Origin of the sequence: Paeniglutamicibacter sp. MACA_103, from assembly GCF_045798555.1 — a bacterium.
Classification (GTDB): domain Bacteria; phylum Actinomycetota; class Actinomycetes; order Actinomycetales; family Micrococcaceae; genus Paeniglutamicibacter.
Genome location: NZ_JBIXLN010000004.1, coordinates 54,714 through 69,737, shown reverse-complemented (window position 1 = coordinate 69,737; position 15,024 = coordinate 54,714). Strand labels below are relative to the sequence as shown.

General features: G+C 63.7%; 11 protein-coding genes. 7 read left to right on the top strand and 4 right to left on the bottom strand.

The genetic code is table 11. The annotated features are described in order from the left end of the window. The first annotated feature begins 7 nt into the window (after positions 1–7). Positions 8–1,093, top strand: coding sequence for an inositol-3-phosphate synthase (locus ACIPVK_RS03030; RefSeq protein WP_407610505.1), 1,086 nt, complete (start codon positions 8–10; stop codon positions 1,091–1,093). Between the two features lie 134 nt (positions 1,094–1,227). On the opposite strand, the gene ACIPVK_RS03025 is transcribed toward ACIPVK_RS03030, so the two are convergent. Beyond that, entirely contained in the window at positions 1,228–2,913 is a 1,686-nt protein-coding gene (locus tag ACIPVK_RS03025) for a formate--tetrahydrofolate ligase (RefSeq protein WP_407610504.1), read from the bottom strand. Between the two features lie 143 nt (positions 2,914–3,056). After that, positions 3,057–4,367 (bottom strand): PQQ-binding-like beta-propeller repeat protein, encoded by a 1,311-nt coding sequence (locus ACIPVK_RS03020; RefSeq protein ID WP_407610503.1) that lies wholly within the window; start codon positions 4,365–4,367, stop codon positions 3,057–3,059. A gap of 342 nt (positions 4,368–4,709) precedes the next feature. On the opposite strand from ACIPVK_RS03020, the gene ACIPVK_RS03015 reads away from it, so the two are divergent. Beyond that, complete coding sequence (locus ACIPVK_RS03015) at positions 4,710–5,594, top strand: hypothetical protein (protein ID WP_407610502.1); 885 nt, start codon at positions 4,710–4,712, stop codon at positions 5,592–5,594. 305 nt (positions 5,595–5,899) lie between these two features. On the opposite strand, the gene ACIPVK_RS03010 is transcribed toward ACIPVK_RS03015, so the two are convergent. After that, positions 5,900–6,046 carry a hypothetical protein gene (locus ACIPVK_RS03010; protein ID WP_407610501.1) on the bottom strand — a complete coding sequence of 49 codons (147 nt, stop codon included), beginning with the start codon at positions 6,044–6,046 and terminating at the stop codon, positions 5,900–5,902. A 399-nt stretch (positions 6,047–6,445) separates the two neighbouring features. Further along, positions 6,446–7,885, bottom strand: a complete 1,440-nt coding sequence (locus ACIPVK_RS03005; RefSeq protein ID WP_407610500.1) for a CCA tRNA nucleotidyltransferase — start codon at positions 7,883–7,885, stop codon at positions 6,446–6,448. Positions 7,886–8,056: 171 nt separating this feature from the next. Here ACIPVK_RS03005 and ACIPVK_RS03000 point away from each other — a divergent pair, with 171 nt between their 5' ends. The 5 genes from ACIPVK_RS03000 to trxA all read left to right on the top strand — a co-directional run bounded on the left by ACIPVK_RS03000 (position 8,057) and on the right by trxA (position 13,520). Next, positions 8,057–8,602 carry an NUDIX hydrolase gene (locus tag ACIPVK_RS03000; RefSeq protein WP_407610499.1) on the top strand — a complete coding sequence of 182 codons (546 nt, stop codon included), beginning with the start codon at positions 8,057–8,059 and terminating at the stop codon, positions 8,600–8,602. Next, on the top strand, positions 8,586–10,319 hold the full coding sequence (murJ, locus tag ACIPVK_RS02995) for a murein biosynthesis integral membrane protein MurJ (protein ID WP_407610498.1): 1,734 nt from the start codon (positions 8,586–8,588) through the stop codon (positions 10,317–10,319). Before ACIPVK_RS03000 ends, murJ begins: the two co-directional genes overlap by 17 nt. A gap of 144 nt (positions 10,320–10,463) precedes the next feature. Continuing rightward, positions 10,464–12,053 (top strand): hypothetical protein, encoded by a 1,590-nt coding sequence (locus ACIPVK_RS02990; protein ID WP_407610497.1) that lies wholly within the window; start codon positions 10,464–10,466, stop codon positions 12,051–12,053. A 110-nt stretch (positions 12,054–12,163) separates the two neighbouring features. Then, a complete protein-coding gene (trxB, locus tag ACIPVK_RS02985; RefSeq protein ID WP_407610496.1) occupies positions 12,164–13,147 on the top strand; it encodes a thioredoxin-disulfide reductase in 984 nt (327 codons plus the stop codon). Positions 13,148–13,196: 49 nt separating this feature from the next. Then, a complete protein-coding gene (trxA, locus tag ACIPVK_RS02980) occupies positions 13,197–13,520 on the top strand; it encodes a thioredoxin (protein ID WP_264271063.1) in 324 nt (107 codons plus the stop codon). The last annotated feature ends 1,504 nt before the right edge of the window (positions 13,521–15,024 follow it).

Here is a 15,024-nt window from a genome sequence, read left to right as displayed (position 1 = left end):
AGACAATGTGTCGGAAAATCCGATTCGGGTTGCAATTGTTGGCGTAGGCAACTGCGCCACGTCATTGGTTCAAGGTGTCGAGTACTACCGTGATGCGGACCCACAGGCCACTGTTCCCGGCCTGATGCACGTCCAGTTCGGCAAGTACCACGTCAATGACGTGCAATTCGTAGCGGCTTTCGACGTGGACGAGAAGAAGGTCGGACTGGACCTGGCCGACGCCATCCACGCCTCCGAAAACAACACCATCAAGATCGCCGACGTCCCGACCACGGGCATCACGGTGCAGCGCGGCCACACCCTCGATGGCCTGGGCAAGTACTACCGCGAGACGATCACCGAGTCCTCCGCCGAGCCCGTCGACATGGTGGCAGTGCTCAAGGCCGCACAGGTCGACGTCCTGGTCTGCTACCTGCCGGTCGGCTCGGATGCCGCCGCCAAGTTCTACGCACAGGCATGCATCGACGCCGGCGTGGCCTTCGTCAACGCCCTGCCGGTCTTCATTGCCGGAACCAAGGAGTGGGCCGACAAGTTCACCGCCGCGGGCGTCCCGATCGTTGGCGACGATATCAAGTCCCAGATCGGCGCCACCATCACGCACCGCGTGATGGCCAAGCTCTTCGAAGACCGCGGCGTGACGCTGGACCGCACCTACCAGCTCAACGTCGGCGGCAACATGGACTTCAAGAACATGCTCGAGCGCGACCGCCTGGAATCCAAGAAGATCTCCAAGACCCAGGCCGTCACCTCCAACACCTCGGCCGAGCTGAGCGCCGACGACGTGCACATCGGCCCGTCGGACTACGTTGCCTGGCTTGATGACCGCAAGTGGGCCTTCGTGCGCCTCGAGGGCCGCAACTTCGGCGATGCCCCGGTGTCGCTGGAGTACAAGCTTGAGGTGTGGGACTCCCCGAACTCCGCAGGTGTCATCATCGACGCCGTGCGCGCCGCCAAGATCGCCCTGGATCGCGGCATCGGCGGACCGATCCTCTCGGCTTCCTCGTACTTCATGAAGTCCCCGCCGGAGCAGTACAACGACGACATTGCCAAGGAAAAGGTCGAGGCCTTCATCCGCGGCGACATCGAGCGCTAAGGAACAGCCGCACCGGCGCCTCGGCGATTCGGCGAAGCCACCACGTGCATTCGTGGTGGCTTCGCCGTTTAACCTCGTATCGGGAATTTCCGTTCGGATTCCGGCCCGCGTTGCCGCGTCCCGGGACCTGGGGCCTATGACAAACCGACGGCCTGCCCGTTTTCATCAACGTCCATGCGCAGGGACGCCGGAACCTTGGGCAGGCCCGGCATGGTCATGATGGCTCCGGTGATCGCCACGATGAACCCGGCGCCGGTCTTCGGGATGAGGTCGCGCACATGTAGCGTGAAGCCCTCGGGGGCACCCAGCAGCGTCGGATCGTCGGAGAACGAGTATTGGGTCTTGGCCATGCACACCGGGAGATTGTCCCAGCCGTTTTCGTGGATTTGCCGGAGCATCCGCTGGGCGGCCGCGGAGTACTCGACTTCGTCGCCTCCGTAGATCTCACGCACCACGGTCAGGATCTTTTCCTCGACAGGCCGGTCCAGTTCGTAGAGCGGGGCAAAATTGCCCGGTGCCTCGATGGCCCGCAACACCGCGGCTGCCAGCTCTTCGGCGCCGGCTCCGCCCTGTCCCCAGACATCCGCCACGGCGCATTCAATGCCGTTCGCGGCTGCCCACTCGGTGACGATCGCGATCTCGTCCTCGGTGTCCATCGTGAACCGGTTGATGCCGATGACCGGCTGGACCCCGAATTTCTTGACGTTCGTGACATGTCGGACGAGATTGGCCATGCCGCTGCGGACTGCCTCGACGTTCTCTTTCTTCAACGCGTCCTTGGGCACTCCGCCGTGCATCTTCAAGGCGCGAATGGTGGTCACCAGGACCACGGCATCGGGTTCGCATCCGGCATAGCGGGCCTTGATGTCCATGAATTTCTCGGCGCCCAAGTCCGCCCCGAAGCCCGCCTCGGTGACCACGATGTCGGCCAGGGAACGGGCAGTGTTGGTGGCGATGGCCGAGTTACAGCCGTGGGCGATGTTGGCGAACGGTCCGCCGTGGATGAATGCCGGCGTTCCGGCCATGGTCTGGACCAGGTTGGGCTTGATGGCGTCCTTGAGCAGCATTGTCATGGCGCCGGCCGCCCCGAGATCAGCGACGGTGACCGGGGTCCCGTCGTAGGTGTACCCGATCGTCATCCGACCCAGGCGGGTACGCAGGTCATCGAGACCCGTTGCCAGGCAGAAGACCGCCATGACTTCCGAGGCGACGGTGATTTCAAACCCCGTTTCACGAGGAATGCCTTCGGTCGGGCCTCCCAGCCCGATCACGATATTGCGCAAGGCCCGGTCGTTCATGTCCATGACACGCTTGAACGTGATTCGACGCGGGTCGATGCCCAATGCGTTGCCTTGGTGCAGGTGGTTGTCGATGAGTGCCATCAACAGGTTGTTTGCGCTGGTGATGGCATGGAAATCCCCGGTGAAATGCATGTTGATTTCATCCATGGGAAGGACCTGCGAATAACCGCCTCCGGTGGCTCCGCCCTTCATTCCAAAGATCGGCCCCAGGGACGGTTCGCGCAGGGCAATCATCGTCTTGGTTCCAGTGGCGGCCAGCGCATCCCCCAGACCCACGGTGACGGTGGATTTCCCTTCCCCGGCAGGCGTTGGGGAGATGCCGCTGACCAAGACCACTTTTCCGGGCTTCACGCCGCGGGCTGTCAAGCGTGCGGGGTCGATCTTGGCCTTGTATCGGCCATAGGCCTCAAGCGCATCCTCGGGGATCCCCGCCGATTCGGCAATCTCGGAAATTGGCTTGAGCACGGCCCGCGAGGCAATCGCTAGATCACTCATGTCGGTCTCTGGCATCGCTGTCATCGTGTGTCCCCTATCTGGATTCCCGGTGGCGGGGGGATTGAGGAAGACCAAGGCTTTGGTTTTCCTCGATACACCCTCAAGCTATCACCGCCGCCTCGGAACGTCGGGAATGCCCGGCCGCCGAGATCCCAGCAGGTCTTGACCTATGGTTCCGAGGGGAAGGCAACAACCGACCCGGCAAACCCCAGAACCACACGGCTGCCCTCACCGTCCTGGGCTTGAAGGGCTCCGGCGCTGACGCCCTTGGCTTCCTTGCCATCCGCGGTGCAGGGGAAGAGAATCGTCCCACCCGTTCCTTCCTGGGGCTTCGCGTATTGGACCCCCTTGGTGCAGAGGAAGCGCTCTTCCGCCGTGATGTTCCTGGTTTCACCGGTCCGGGTGTCAAGCACCGTCGGCTTCTTTTCCTTGGCCAGAAACAGGCTTGCTCCTCCATCGTCGGGCACATGGGCGACGTCTATGTCGGTGGCGACCGTGTAATTTTTGGTCTTCCAGATGACTTTCCCGGTCTTCGGGTCAAACCCTTCGAGGTGGAGTTTCCCGTTCTTGATTTTGCTTTTGGTGCCCTCGGCTTCTTCCAGTGTTCCCGAATCGAATACGCACCTCACCGGATAGGATTTTCCATCCTCCAGCACCGTGTTCCGCCTGCCCATGGGCGGCAGGCAGAAGGTGCTGGCCCCCTTGGCCTTCCACAGGGTTTTTCCTGTCTTGGCGTCAAGCCCAATCATCATTTCCTGGCTGAAATCCGAATCCCGGGCAATCACTTTTCCCTTGCTGCCCTTGGTCTCCTTGGATTCGTGGCCGATCCATCCCGAGTAGATCCCGAGTTTCTCCGAGTAGTCAATGTTCCATCCTTCGCCCGGGGTGTAGGTCGACCCCATGGCCTTGGCCAACGACAGTCCCCACAGTTTGTCATTGCCCTTGAGGCGCAGGAGATTGCTCTTGTTGCCGCTGTAGTGCCCATAGAGCTCCCCGCCGCTGATCGGGAAGATGGAATCCCCCAGTTTGTGCCGCGGCGTGAGGGTGCGCTGGGTTCCGCGATCCAGATCGACCCGCATCCTCTGCTTGTCATCGATGTACGGATTGATCGAGAGGTAACACATGTCCTTGCCATCCGGACATGTTTGCGGGCGGGATGTGATCACCTGCGCCGGCCCCTTGTAGACGACCTTGCCGGACGTGATGTTCACGGCAACCGGCATGGTCCAGACGTCGCCAGTCCAGCCGTCGCGGGGTTTCGACTTCTGCAGGAACAGCGCCACGTTCTTCCCCTTGGCCGTCTTGCTCAGGTTCACTCCCATGTTGACGCCGCTGGGGACCCAACCCGGGTGCACCGGCACAGCCCAGAGTTTCTTGCCGGTCGCTTCCTTCAACCCCGTCAGCTCGAGGCCCTTTGCGCCTTCGGAGAGCACCACCACCACACCCTTGACGACCTGGGGGCGGTCCAGCACCTTCATCTTCACGCTCCAGGCAGGCTCGACCATCTGGGTGCGACTCTTGGCCAGATCCGCCGCGGCATCGGCCTCGGGCGCTACGGCTCCCTTGTCCGAAACGCCTCCACGGGCCGGGTCCGGTCCCTGGGTGCAGGAACCAATCATCAGCCCAACGCAACACAACCCCACTGCAACGGCATATTTCCGTTTTCCCTTGATCATGCCCCCATCCTAGAAATTTCCATCGCTTGTTTGACTGGTGCCATCGAATCTGTGGATAACTATTTTTGGGAGTCGACCCGTGGCCTTCCGGCGCGGTGGGCCAGCGGTTCCGTTGCTCCACCGCGCAATGGGAGAATGGACGTCATGCCCACAACTCCCCCATTTGCCTTGCTTCTCGATGTCGACGGCCCCATCGCGTCCCCAGTGACGCGCGATGTTGCCCCGGAGATCATCTCCCTGCTGCTGGAACTTGCCGTCTCGGGAATCCCCGTTGTCTTCAACACCGGGCGTTCCGACGAGTTCATCAAGCGCCAGGTGATGGGTCCCATGATCGCAGCGGGCATGCCCGGGAACCTGAAGATCCACGCCATCTGCGAAAAGGGGGCGACGTGGTTCACCTTCGACGCAACCGGCGCCGGAGAAGTACACGTGGATCACGAGCTCGCGGTCCCCGGGCACTACTCCGATGAGATTCGAGAGCTGGTGGCCTCCGCTTTCGATGAACACATGTTCTTCGACGAGACCAAACGAGCCATGGTTTCGGTGGAACAGAACATCGATGCGGAGAACCGCGACTACCGGAGCGCCCAAGAGCACTTCGACTCTGCCGCCATGGACGCGATGGTCCGCGGGGGCATGGGCGTTGAACGCCTGGAGGTTAGCCATCCGGACGCGAATGAGGAAATCTCGTACCGCGTGGATCCAACCATCATCTCCACCGACATTGAATCGGTGGAGCTGGGCAAGGACCTCGGTGCCAGGCGCACACTGGAGCTGTTGGCGGCTGACGGAATCGTCCCCGCAGAATGGTTCACGGTCGGCGATTCGCGGACCGACTACGCCATGGCTGATTGGCTGGCGGAACACGGCCACCGAGTCAGCCACGTCGACGTGCGCCCTGGCGACGGCATTCCGGCCGGGAAGCCCTACCCGGTGCTCACCGCGAGGGACCTGGGGCTAGGCCAGGAAGTCATCCACGACCATGCAGGGCTGGCATTCCTCCGCCATTGGCGTGCCCAGGTTGGCTAAGCATCCGCCGGTGCTCCAGGGCTAGAGGTCGAGGAGCGGTTTTAAGCGGCAAAGCCCGCCGGTGAAGCCGGCGGGCTTTGCACTGTGGGTTTCGATCTTGTTCATGGGTCATGCTCCTGGGTGGGTGAGTGACTTGAATTCCGAATCAGGCGTTGTGGATTCCTGATCCTAATTCACTCACCGCACGCGGAAGATCATGTCCATCGGAAGGTGGTGACGTAGTTCGCGGTCCCGTGCATCGGGGTTGAACTGCGTCTGAAGCCAAGACTTGTTCTTTGACTTGCGGTCTTTTGCACTCACGGTGATTACCTCCCCTCAACGGTGTTGGAGGAGCGGAAGGTGGCCTGTTCCGTGGGCCGCGTGGTGCGGGCATGCAGCGTTTCCGGCCCGGTGAAGATCAGTTCAGCGGAGCGAGCAGCCTGAGTGGAGATCGATGAGATCTGGGTAGACATGATGAAAGTTCCTCAAGGATTTGGTCGATAAATGACTCATCAGCCTCGGGAACTTTGAAAAGCTAGGGAAGTGCTAGCAGGGCGCCGTTCCGGAGGCGGGGGAAGTGGTTCGAGCGGTAAAGCCGCCGAAGCCATGACGGGGCACATAGAAGCCGCCGAAATTCTTTGAAGTAATCATCATTCCCACCTCCTTTTCTGGAAGAACATGCCAGGGGTTCTGGCGCCAATATTGTCTGGTGGATCTCGATGTCTCATTGAGACTTCTCAATCACAGGTTCCACGATACACACTGCCCGCGGGTTACGCCACTCATTTTGCGAAAACTTTAAAAAGAGAAACCTCGCCCCGGCGTGTTGTGTGCGACACGCCGGGGCAAGGTTTTGCCAGGGACTCCCCGGACTATTGCTCGGTTGACTCCGGCTGCAGTTCCCACCACTGGCGAAGCGCGGCAATTGCCTCGTCTTCGTCGATCGGGCCGTTGTCCAAACGGCGTTCCAGCAGGAAATTGTACGCGCGACCCACCACGGGGCCGGGCTTGATCTGGAGGATCTCCATGATCTGTTGCCCGTTGAGGTCCGGCCGCACGGCCGCCATTTCCTCTTTGCCGCTGATTTCCTCGATGCGTGCCTCGAGATCGTCATAGGCGAAGGAGAGCCGGTCGGCCTTCTTGCGGTTGCGCGTGGTCACATCCGACCGCGTCAACCGATGCAGCCGCTGCAGCAAATCGCCTGCGTCGTGCACGTAGCGGCGCACGGCCGAGTCGCTCCACCCGGCGTCCCCGTAACCGTAGAAGCGCATGTGCAGCTCAACCAGGCGGGCAACCGCCTTGGTGGTGTCGTTGTCGAAACGCAGGGCGCGCATGCGGGCCTTGACCTGCTTGGCGCCGACGACGTCGTGGTGTCGGAAGCTGACCGCCCCGTTGGGTTCGAACCTGCGTGTCGCCGGCTTGCCGATGTCGTGCATCAGTGCGGCGAAGCGCAAAGTGAAATCGGGGCCCGGAACCGGACCGTCCGCGGCGCTTTCCAGTTCCATGGCCTGCTCCAGCACCGTCAAGGAGTGCTGGTAGACGTCCTTGTGGCGGTGGTGCTCGTCGAGCTCCAGGCGCAGGGCCGAAACCTCCGGGAGCACGATGTCGGCCAGACCCGTGTCCACCAGCAGGTCGATGCCGGCGCGCGGATCAACGCCGTTGATCAGCTTCACCAGCTCGTCCCTGACGCGCTCGGCGGAGATGATCTTGATCCGCTCGGCCATTTCCGTCATCGCCACCCGGACATCGGCCGCGACCCCGATCCCCAGCTGGGACGCGAATCGTGCGGCACGCATCATCCGCAGCGGGTCGTCGGAGAAGGACATCGAGGGAGCCCCCGGCGTGCGGACCTCGCCCTCGGCCAGGTCGGCGGCGCCGTTGTACGGATCGACCAGCTCCAGGCTCGGCAGGCGCAGCGCCATCGCGTTCATGGTGAAGTCGCGGCGGTAGAGATCGTCTTCCAGCTTGTCGCCGAAGGCCACGATGGGCTTGCGGGAGGAAGGATCGTACGCGTCGGCCCGGTAGGTGGTCACCTCGATGGTGTGCTCGCCCTTGCGCAGCGCAATGGTGCCGAAATCGCGTCCCACCTCCCAGGTGGCATCGGCCCAGCCGGCCACCGCCGCGAGGGTTTCATCCGGGGAGGCGCTGGTGGTGAAGTCCAGGTCCGGGGACACCCGGCCCAGGAAGAGGTCGCGCACCGGGCCCCCCACCAGGGAGAGTTCGAAACCGGAATCGACAAACCGCTGCCCCAGCTCAAAGATGACGGGGGGCAAAATATCGGTGAGGACCTGAGGGGACGGTAGCTGCTGCATAGTTCTTTAAGGGTGCCAGACTTTCCGGCCAGCGCCACGTTCGCGGCCGGCCCAATTCGGCGTTAGCTTCCACACGCCGGAGGACGGCAGCCCCGCAACGAAGAATGGATATCACGCGCCGAGCGGGCGGGGCAAGCCACGATGCGACGCAAAACCGATAGAGTGGTTGCCATGGCTCATCCAGTTCCCAGCGCCCCGAAGCGCACGCCGTTGACTGCGTCAATGGCGCATGCGCAGGCGCAGGTGAGCACCGGTCACCACCCATTGCCCACCGTGGAGGAAATTTCGGCCGGCGGCGTTGTCATCGACACGTCGCTTCCCAGCCTGCCGGTGGCCATTATTGCCAGGTACAACCGCGGCGGACGGCTTGAATGGTGCCTGCCCAAGGGCCACCCCGAGGGCGCGGAAACCAACGAAGAGGCGGCAGTCCGCGAGATCGAGGAGGAAACCGGGATCGCCGGCGACATCCTGGCTCCCCTGGGTTCGGTCGACTACTGGTTCACCGTGACCAGTTACCGCGTCCACAAGACCGTGCACCACTTCCTGCTGCGTGCCACCGGCGGCGAGCTGACCATCGAAAACGACCCGGACCACGAAGCAGTGGACGTGGCGTGGGTCCCGCTGCTTGATCTCGGCAAACGCCTGTCCTTCCCCAATGAGCGGCGCATCGCCGATCTTGCGCGTGAAGTACTCCCCAACTATGTCCCAGGTATCTAAACACCCCGCGCGCCCCAGCACGCCGCCCAAGACCCCGCAGGCCACGACCCAACAGCAATCGCGCGGCCATTCCAAGGCCTATGCGCTGATGGCCTCGGGCACCATGGTCTCCCGCGTGCTCGGGTTCATCCGCACCGCGCTGCTGGCCGTTGCCATCGGCTCGAGCACCACGATGGCCGACATCTTCGAGAAGGCGAACGTCATTCCGACGATCATCTTCATGCTGCTGGCCGGCGGCATATTCAACGTGGTGCTGGTCCCCCAGCTCATCAAGGCCTCGAAGGCCGCCGACCGCGGATCCGCATACACCTCCAAGCTCGTGACCCTCACCATCGTGGTGATGGGCCTTGCGACGGTGCTGCTGGTCTCCATGGCCGGACCGTTGATCAAGATCCTGACCTTGAACTGGACGGCTCCCATGATCGCCATGGGCACCACGTTTGCGTATTGGTGCCTGCCACAGATCTTCTTCTACGGCGTCTACGCCGTCATCGGCCAGGTACTCAACGCCCACAACCGCTTCGGTGCCTACATGTGGGCGCCGGTGGCCAACAACCTGGTGCAGATCTGCACCATCGGCACGTTCATCGTGCTCTTCGGCGCCTACGGCGGCGGCAACGACCAGATGGACACCTGGACCTCGGACCAGACGGTGCTGCTCGCGGGTGGCGCCACGCTGGGCATCGTGGTCCAGGCCCTGGCCCTTTTCTGGCCCTTGCGCCGGATCGGCCTGAACCTGCGCCCGGATTTCTCCTGGCGCGGCATGGGCCTGCGCCACGTGGGCAAGCTGGCTGCCTGGACGCTGGGGTCGATGATGGTCGGCAACATCGCTTCCCTGGTCAACTCCAAGTTCGTCTCGGCCGCTTCCCCGGCGCGTCTGCTGTTGCCCGACGGCGGGGCCTCGGTTCCGGGCGAGCAGGCGCTGAACACCTCCCAGCTGATCACCGTGCTGCCCCACTCCATCTTCGCCCTCACCCTGGCCACGATGCTCTTCAACGAGTTCACCAAGGCCTTCCACGAGAAGCGGCGCGGGGACATTGCGCCGCTGTTGTCCCGCGGGCTGCGCACCAGCGCCGTGCCCATTGTCTTTGCCACGGTGGCCTTCATCGTGCTCGCGGGACCGCTGGGCCGGCTATTTGCCGGCAGCTCGTCGACCGCGATGTTGCAGGGTGCCGCCATCGGGCAGTTGCTCCTGCTCACGACGCTCGGGCTGCCGTTCAAGTCCATCCATTTCTTCATGATCCGGGTGTTCTTTGCCGAGGAAGACACCAAGACCCCCATGCTGATCCAGACCGTCATCGCGACCCTCTGCGTCGTGTTGGCCTTCGTTGCGGTGCAGGTCCTGCCCGCAACGGAAATTGCCCGGGCCGTGGCCCTGATCTACGGGGCGACCAATGTGCTCTCCGCCGTGATTGCCCACTTCCTCATCGTGCGCCGCTACGGCGACTACGGCAGCGCCAGGGTCGCGGACGCCTACGTCAGGATCGGCGTGATGGCTGCCGCCTCCGGGGCGGTGGGGGCCGGGGTGCTGTGGCTGCTGGGCGGCTACGACTGGGGATTTGCATGGAGTTCCATCGGTGCCGCGGTCATCTCGATTGCCGTCGTCGGCTCCGTCATGGCCGTGGTCTACATCATTTTGCTGCGCCTGGTCCGCTCGGAGGAGCTTGAGGACTTCCTGGGCCCGCTGGCCCGACGGATCCCCGCCCTGCGACGGTAAATCGGGCCCCGCGCTTCTGCCGGGCGCCCGGCACGCACCCGACATCGCCCCCGGACTTCGCGAAATCCTCGGCCCATCCCGGTAACATGGAACGGGGCACCCATGAGGGTGCCGGCAACGCAAATGTAATCCCGGGAGGGAATCGTGTCGCAGCCCATCGACGCCGGAGCCATGCTTGGCGGCCGCTACCAGGTCACCGAATCGGTCTTGACCTCGGCGGACGGAGACCAGGTCCTCAGTGGCATCGATCAGGTGCTCAACCGACCCGTCAGCATCCTTGTCGGTTCCACGACCAACGCCTCGCAGCTGGCAACGAGTGCGCGTGAAATCGCCACCGGCGAACGCTATGCCGCGGTGCAGGTCCTGGACCTGGGAATTTCCGAGGGAAACACCTACCTGGTGACCAACCTTGCGGAGCCCGCAGACCTCCTGGACCTGGTGGTCCAGGTCGATGCCCCCTACGTCGAGCCGTTCTACACCGACACCCTGGGCACCGAGATCTTCGGCGTGACCCGTTCAAAGGAACCTGCGAGCTACGAGGACGACGCCGAATACTACGAGGACCAGCGCGCCCAGGAAGAGCAGCGCCCGTCCATGCTCGACAGGCTGCCGGAGATCAGCCTCAATGAAAAGCTGAACAGCCTCAAGGGCCGTTTCGCCCGCGGCAAGCAGGCCCCGCCGTCCGTCCCGCCGGTCCTGCCAGCGGCTTCGGTGGGCTCGAGCACGGAACAGGCCCCGGCCGTTTCGGCGTCCTCGCCCTCCGTCCCTGCCCCGGTAGCGCCCTCCCCCGCGCCCGCGCAGCGCGAAACCCCCGCCGCAACCCAGGCGACCCCCACCACTCCTCCGGCGCCCACGGCACCGCCCGCCGTCAAGCCGACTCCCAAGGTCACCCGGATGGAAGCGACGGACCACACCGATGAGCCCGTCGTGACATCGGCTGCGGCCCTTGCCGCGGCGCAGAAGTCCCGCGGCATCACCGTCGACGAATCCGGCCAGCGCGTCGCCGCCAGCTTCCCGGCAGCTGCCCAGTCCTATTCGGAACCGCCGCAGGACGACTACGAGGAAGAGGAAGCCGGAGAAGGCGGAAAGAAGACCACGCGCCTGCTCGTGGGCGCGCTGCTGTGCGCAGTACTGGTCCTTGCCGTCGTCTTCGCCTTCAACGCCCTGGGCGGCCGCACGCCGGCACCGGTTGCCAGCAGCTCCCCCACGCAGAGCGCAAGCGAGTCCGGCAGCCCGCAGGCCTCGGAATCGCTGAGCGCCGCACCGGTGAAGCCGGTGGTCGCCGATCTCTCACGCATGGTCCCGGGCAACCAGGATCTCAACGCGGACACCGACGCCACGCTGGCCAAGGCCATAGACGGCAATCCGGCGAGCCTCTACAAGTCTTATTCCTTCACCTCACCGCAGTTCGGTGGCCTGGCATCCAACATGGTGTTCATCGCCGAGCTGGAAAAGCTTTCCGACGTCTCGGAGATCCAGCTTGAGGGCCTGAACAGCACCGGCGGCTCCTTCGAGCTCCGCGTGGGCAAGACGGACGACCTAGCCGATGCCAAGGTGGTGTCGAGCGGATCCTTCACCGGACCCACCGTCACCGTCCCGGTCAGTGGCGAGGAAGGTGCGGCTGTCAAGGGACAATACGTATTCCTGAACGTCACCGAGCTGCCCCGCCGGGCCTCGGGTGCCAATGCCTCCCGCCCCTACGGCCTGCAGATCGGCGAGTTCCGCGTCTCCTAGCCCATACAGGGCCGGGAATACCAACACGGCATTCGCTGTTATGCCGGACAGTCCCCCTTACCCGCGGCGTGGTTGACACCAGCCCGCACTCACGAAAGGTTCACCGACCCGTGGCCACAGAAGCACCAGATGCCATCCGCAACGTCATCATCATCGGTTCCGGCCCCGCCGGCTACACCGCGGCCGTCTACACGGCACGGGCGAACCTTCAGCCCCTGGTCATCGCAGGTTCGGTGACCGCCGGCGGCGAGCTCATGAACACCACCGACGTGGAAAACTTCCCCGGCTTCCCCGAGGGCATCATGGGCCCGGACCTGATGGACAGCATGCAGAAGCAGGCCGAGCGCTTCGGCGCCGAGATCCTCTTCGACGACGTCACCGCCGTCGAGCTGGCCGGCGACATCAAGGTCGTCACGCTGGGCGACGGCACCGTGTACCGCGCCCACGCGGTGATCCTGTCCACCGGTTCCGCCTACCGCGAGATCGGCCTGCCCGACGAGAAGCGCCTGGCCGGCCACGGCGTTTCCTGGTGCGCGACCTGCGACGGATTCTTCTTCCGCGAACAGGAAATCGCCGTCATCGGCGGCGGCGACTCCGCCATGGAGGAAGCCCTCTTCCTGACCAAGTTCGCCTCCAAGGTCACCGTGGTCCACCGCCGCGACACCCTGCGTGCCTCCAAGATCATGGCCGACCGCGCCCTGGCCCACCCGAAGATCGAATTCATCTGGGACTCCGAGGTCGTCGGCATCACGGGCGAGCAGAAGGTCACCGGCATGACCCTGCGCAACCTCAAGACCGACGCCCGCCAGGACGTCCCGGTCACCGGCATGTTCGTGGCCATCGGCAACGACCCGCGCACCGACCTGATCAAGGACGTCTTGGACCTGACCGCCGAGGGCACCATCGCCGTCGAGGGCCGAACCTCCAAGACCAGCCTCCCGGGCGTGTTCGCCGCAGGCGACGTCATCGATTCCTCCTACCGCCAGGCCATCACCGCCGCCGGTTCCGGCTGCGCCGCGGCTCTGGACGTCGAGCACTACCTCGCCGACGTGCAGGCCAACGCGGCCGCCCAGGCCGTCCCCGTCTCCAACTAGACCAACCCTTCCCACCCCGGGAAGAAAACTCTTACGAAAGGTGCAGGCCATGAGCCAGACCAAAGACGTCACCGACGCAACGTTCCAGGCAGATGTCCTCGAGGCCGCCAAGCCCGTCATCGTGGACTTCTGGGCCGAGTGGTGCGGCCCCTGCCGCCAGCTGACCCCGATCCTTGAGCAGATCGCCGCCGAGCACGCCGAGAAGGTCGACGTGGTCAAGGTCAACGTAGATGACAACCCGGCCATCGCCGCCAAGTACGGCATCACCAGCATCCCGGCCGTCTACGTCTTCCAGGGTGGCGAGCACGTCGCCACTTCGATCGGCGCCAAGCCGAAGCCGGTCCTGGAAAAGGAGTTCGCTGCCTACCTGTAAGGCACGCAACTTTTCTGTCCGCTCGGTGCAGCCACTCCTTCGGGATGGCTGCACCGAGCTTTTTAAGCCCTACCCCGAGCCCGCTCACGGAGAAAGCGTTGTAGGACGCCCGCTGGCAGAATTCTGCTTCGTAAGCAACAATTATTAGTTGTTTTATGAAATGGTTCCGATTTCGCCACTCTCTTCGCGGCAGATTCCCCGATTTCGCTTCATCCCGGACCCGAGGAATCGAAACTTACCTTGGGAATACTCTTTCACCGGTGGCAAGCACTGATACTCAGTCACTATTCGAGTGGTGTTCCAGAAGGGCAGCGCCACCAATCGCTGGCTCCCCGTTTGAGGACACTCCACCAAAGTCTCCCTTCCGCTTGCGGCCCGGGAGACATGCGTCCGGCACCTCGTGCCGTTGGCTGAGCCTGGCTGGCCATCTCCTTACGCGAGCCGGCGCTTGTCGGCCACGGGTCGCTCTCGCTCCTCGGGACCTGCGCGGGGCAGGACCCGAGCGGGTGCGGCAGGCTGCCGCCACGCCTCGAGCTCGAACGCCTCGATGACCATGCTCCTCGTCGATCGCAGTCGTCCCGTTCCGGACACCCGACCAGCTCTGTCCATCCACCCATGCCGCTGAGGCCGACAGTTTTATCCCTGGACTCGGTTCCCATTTCGGTGGCGGCAATATTGAGGTTGGGGGGCGTTCCGGAATGCCGGGGATATTTTCCGTGGAAGCCGCCTGCTGCGGTCTCGGGAACCATCCAATTTTCCATTGCCATCATGGTGCTTGGGAGCATTTCCGTCCGCGCCCCTGAGCGCCTTCCGGTCGGTGATTCGCTCCGCCTGCACCTGGCTCTCCGGTAAGACCGCCACGGACCGGTGTGGATGGTATTCCGGTCTCCGTATCCGTACAAGGGCTTGAGCCGGAAGCCACTCTCCGGCGATCGCATCGATGGGATCATCCAAACCACAATCTGGATCGAGGCCGAACGGTGCGACTCGTGGGAGCTGAGCGGGTCCGTTCAGGATCAGATCGAGGCGTTGGCTGCAGCGGTTCCCTCCGTGGGAGGTGCCAGTTCCCAGGGGCAATACCAGTGGCTCCCAAAGGCAATAAGGGGTGGACCCCAAACGCTCGAATACTCATGCCGGCATCGGGATCCAATCGGCACATGCCTGTTGGTCATTCTGGGAATTGCGGATCGCGAGCAGGGTTTCACGAAGCCAATCGAACTTGTCCTGCCCCATGGAGAGCTCTTTGGCGGCGCCCTTCTGGCGCAGGGCACGGCAATCTTGCCCGCTTGTGCCGAAGCGTATGAACGGTGCCACCGGTGTCCCACGTCGGCACAGCCTGCCGTGAGTTGCGGGGCTGTTCCCGGTAGGGCCGCAAGCCTCAATGACCGGCTTCCGCGTGGCGGTGCGCAACTGATGCCCCCTCCCCCGTTTTGGGGGCCGCCGCTCCTGGGTTGGACCGGGTCTCACGCGCCGTCCTGGGAATCCCTCCTTAGGATGGGGTGGA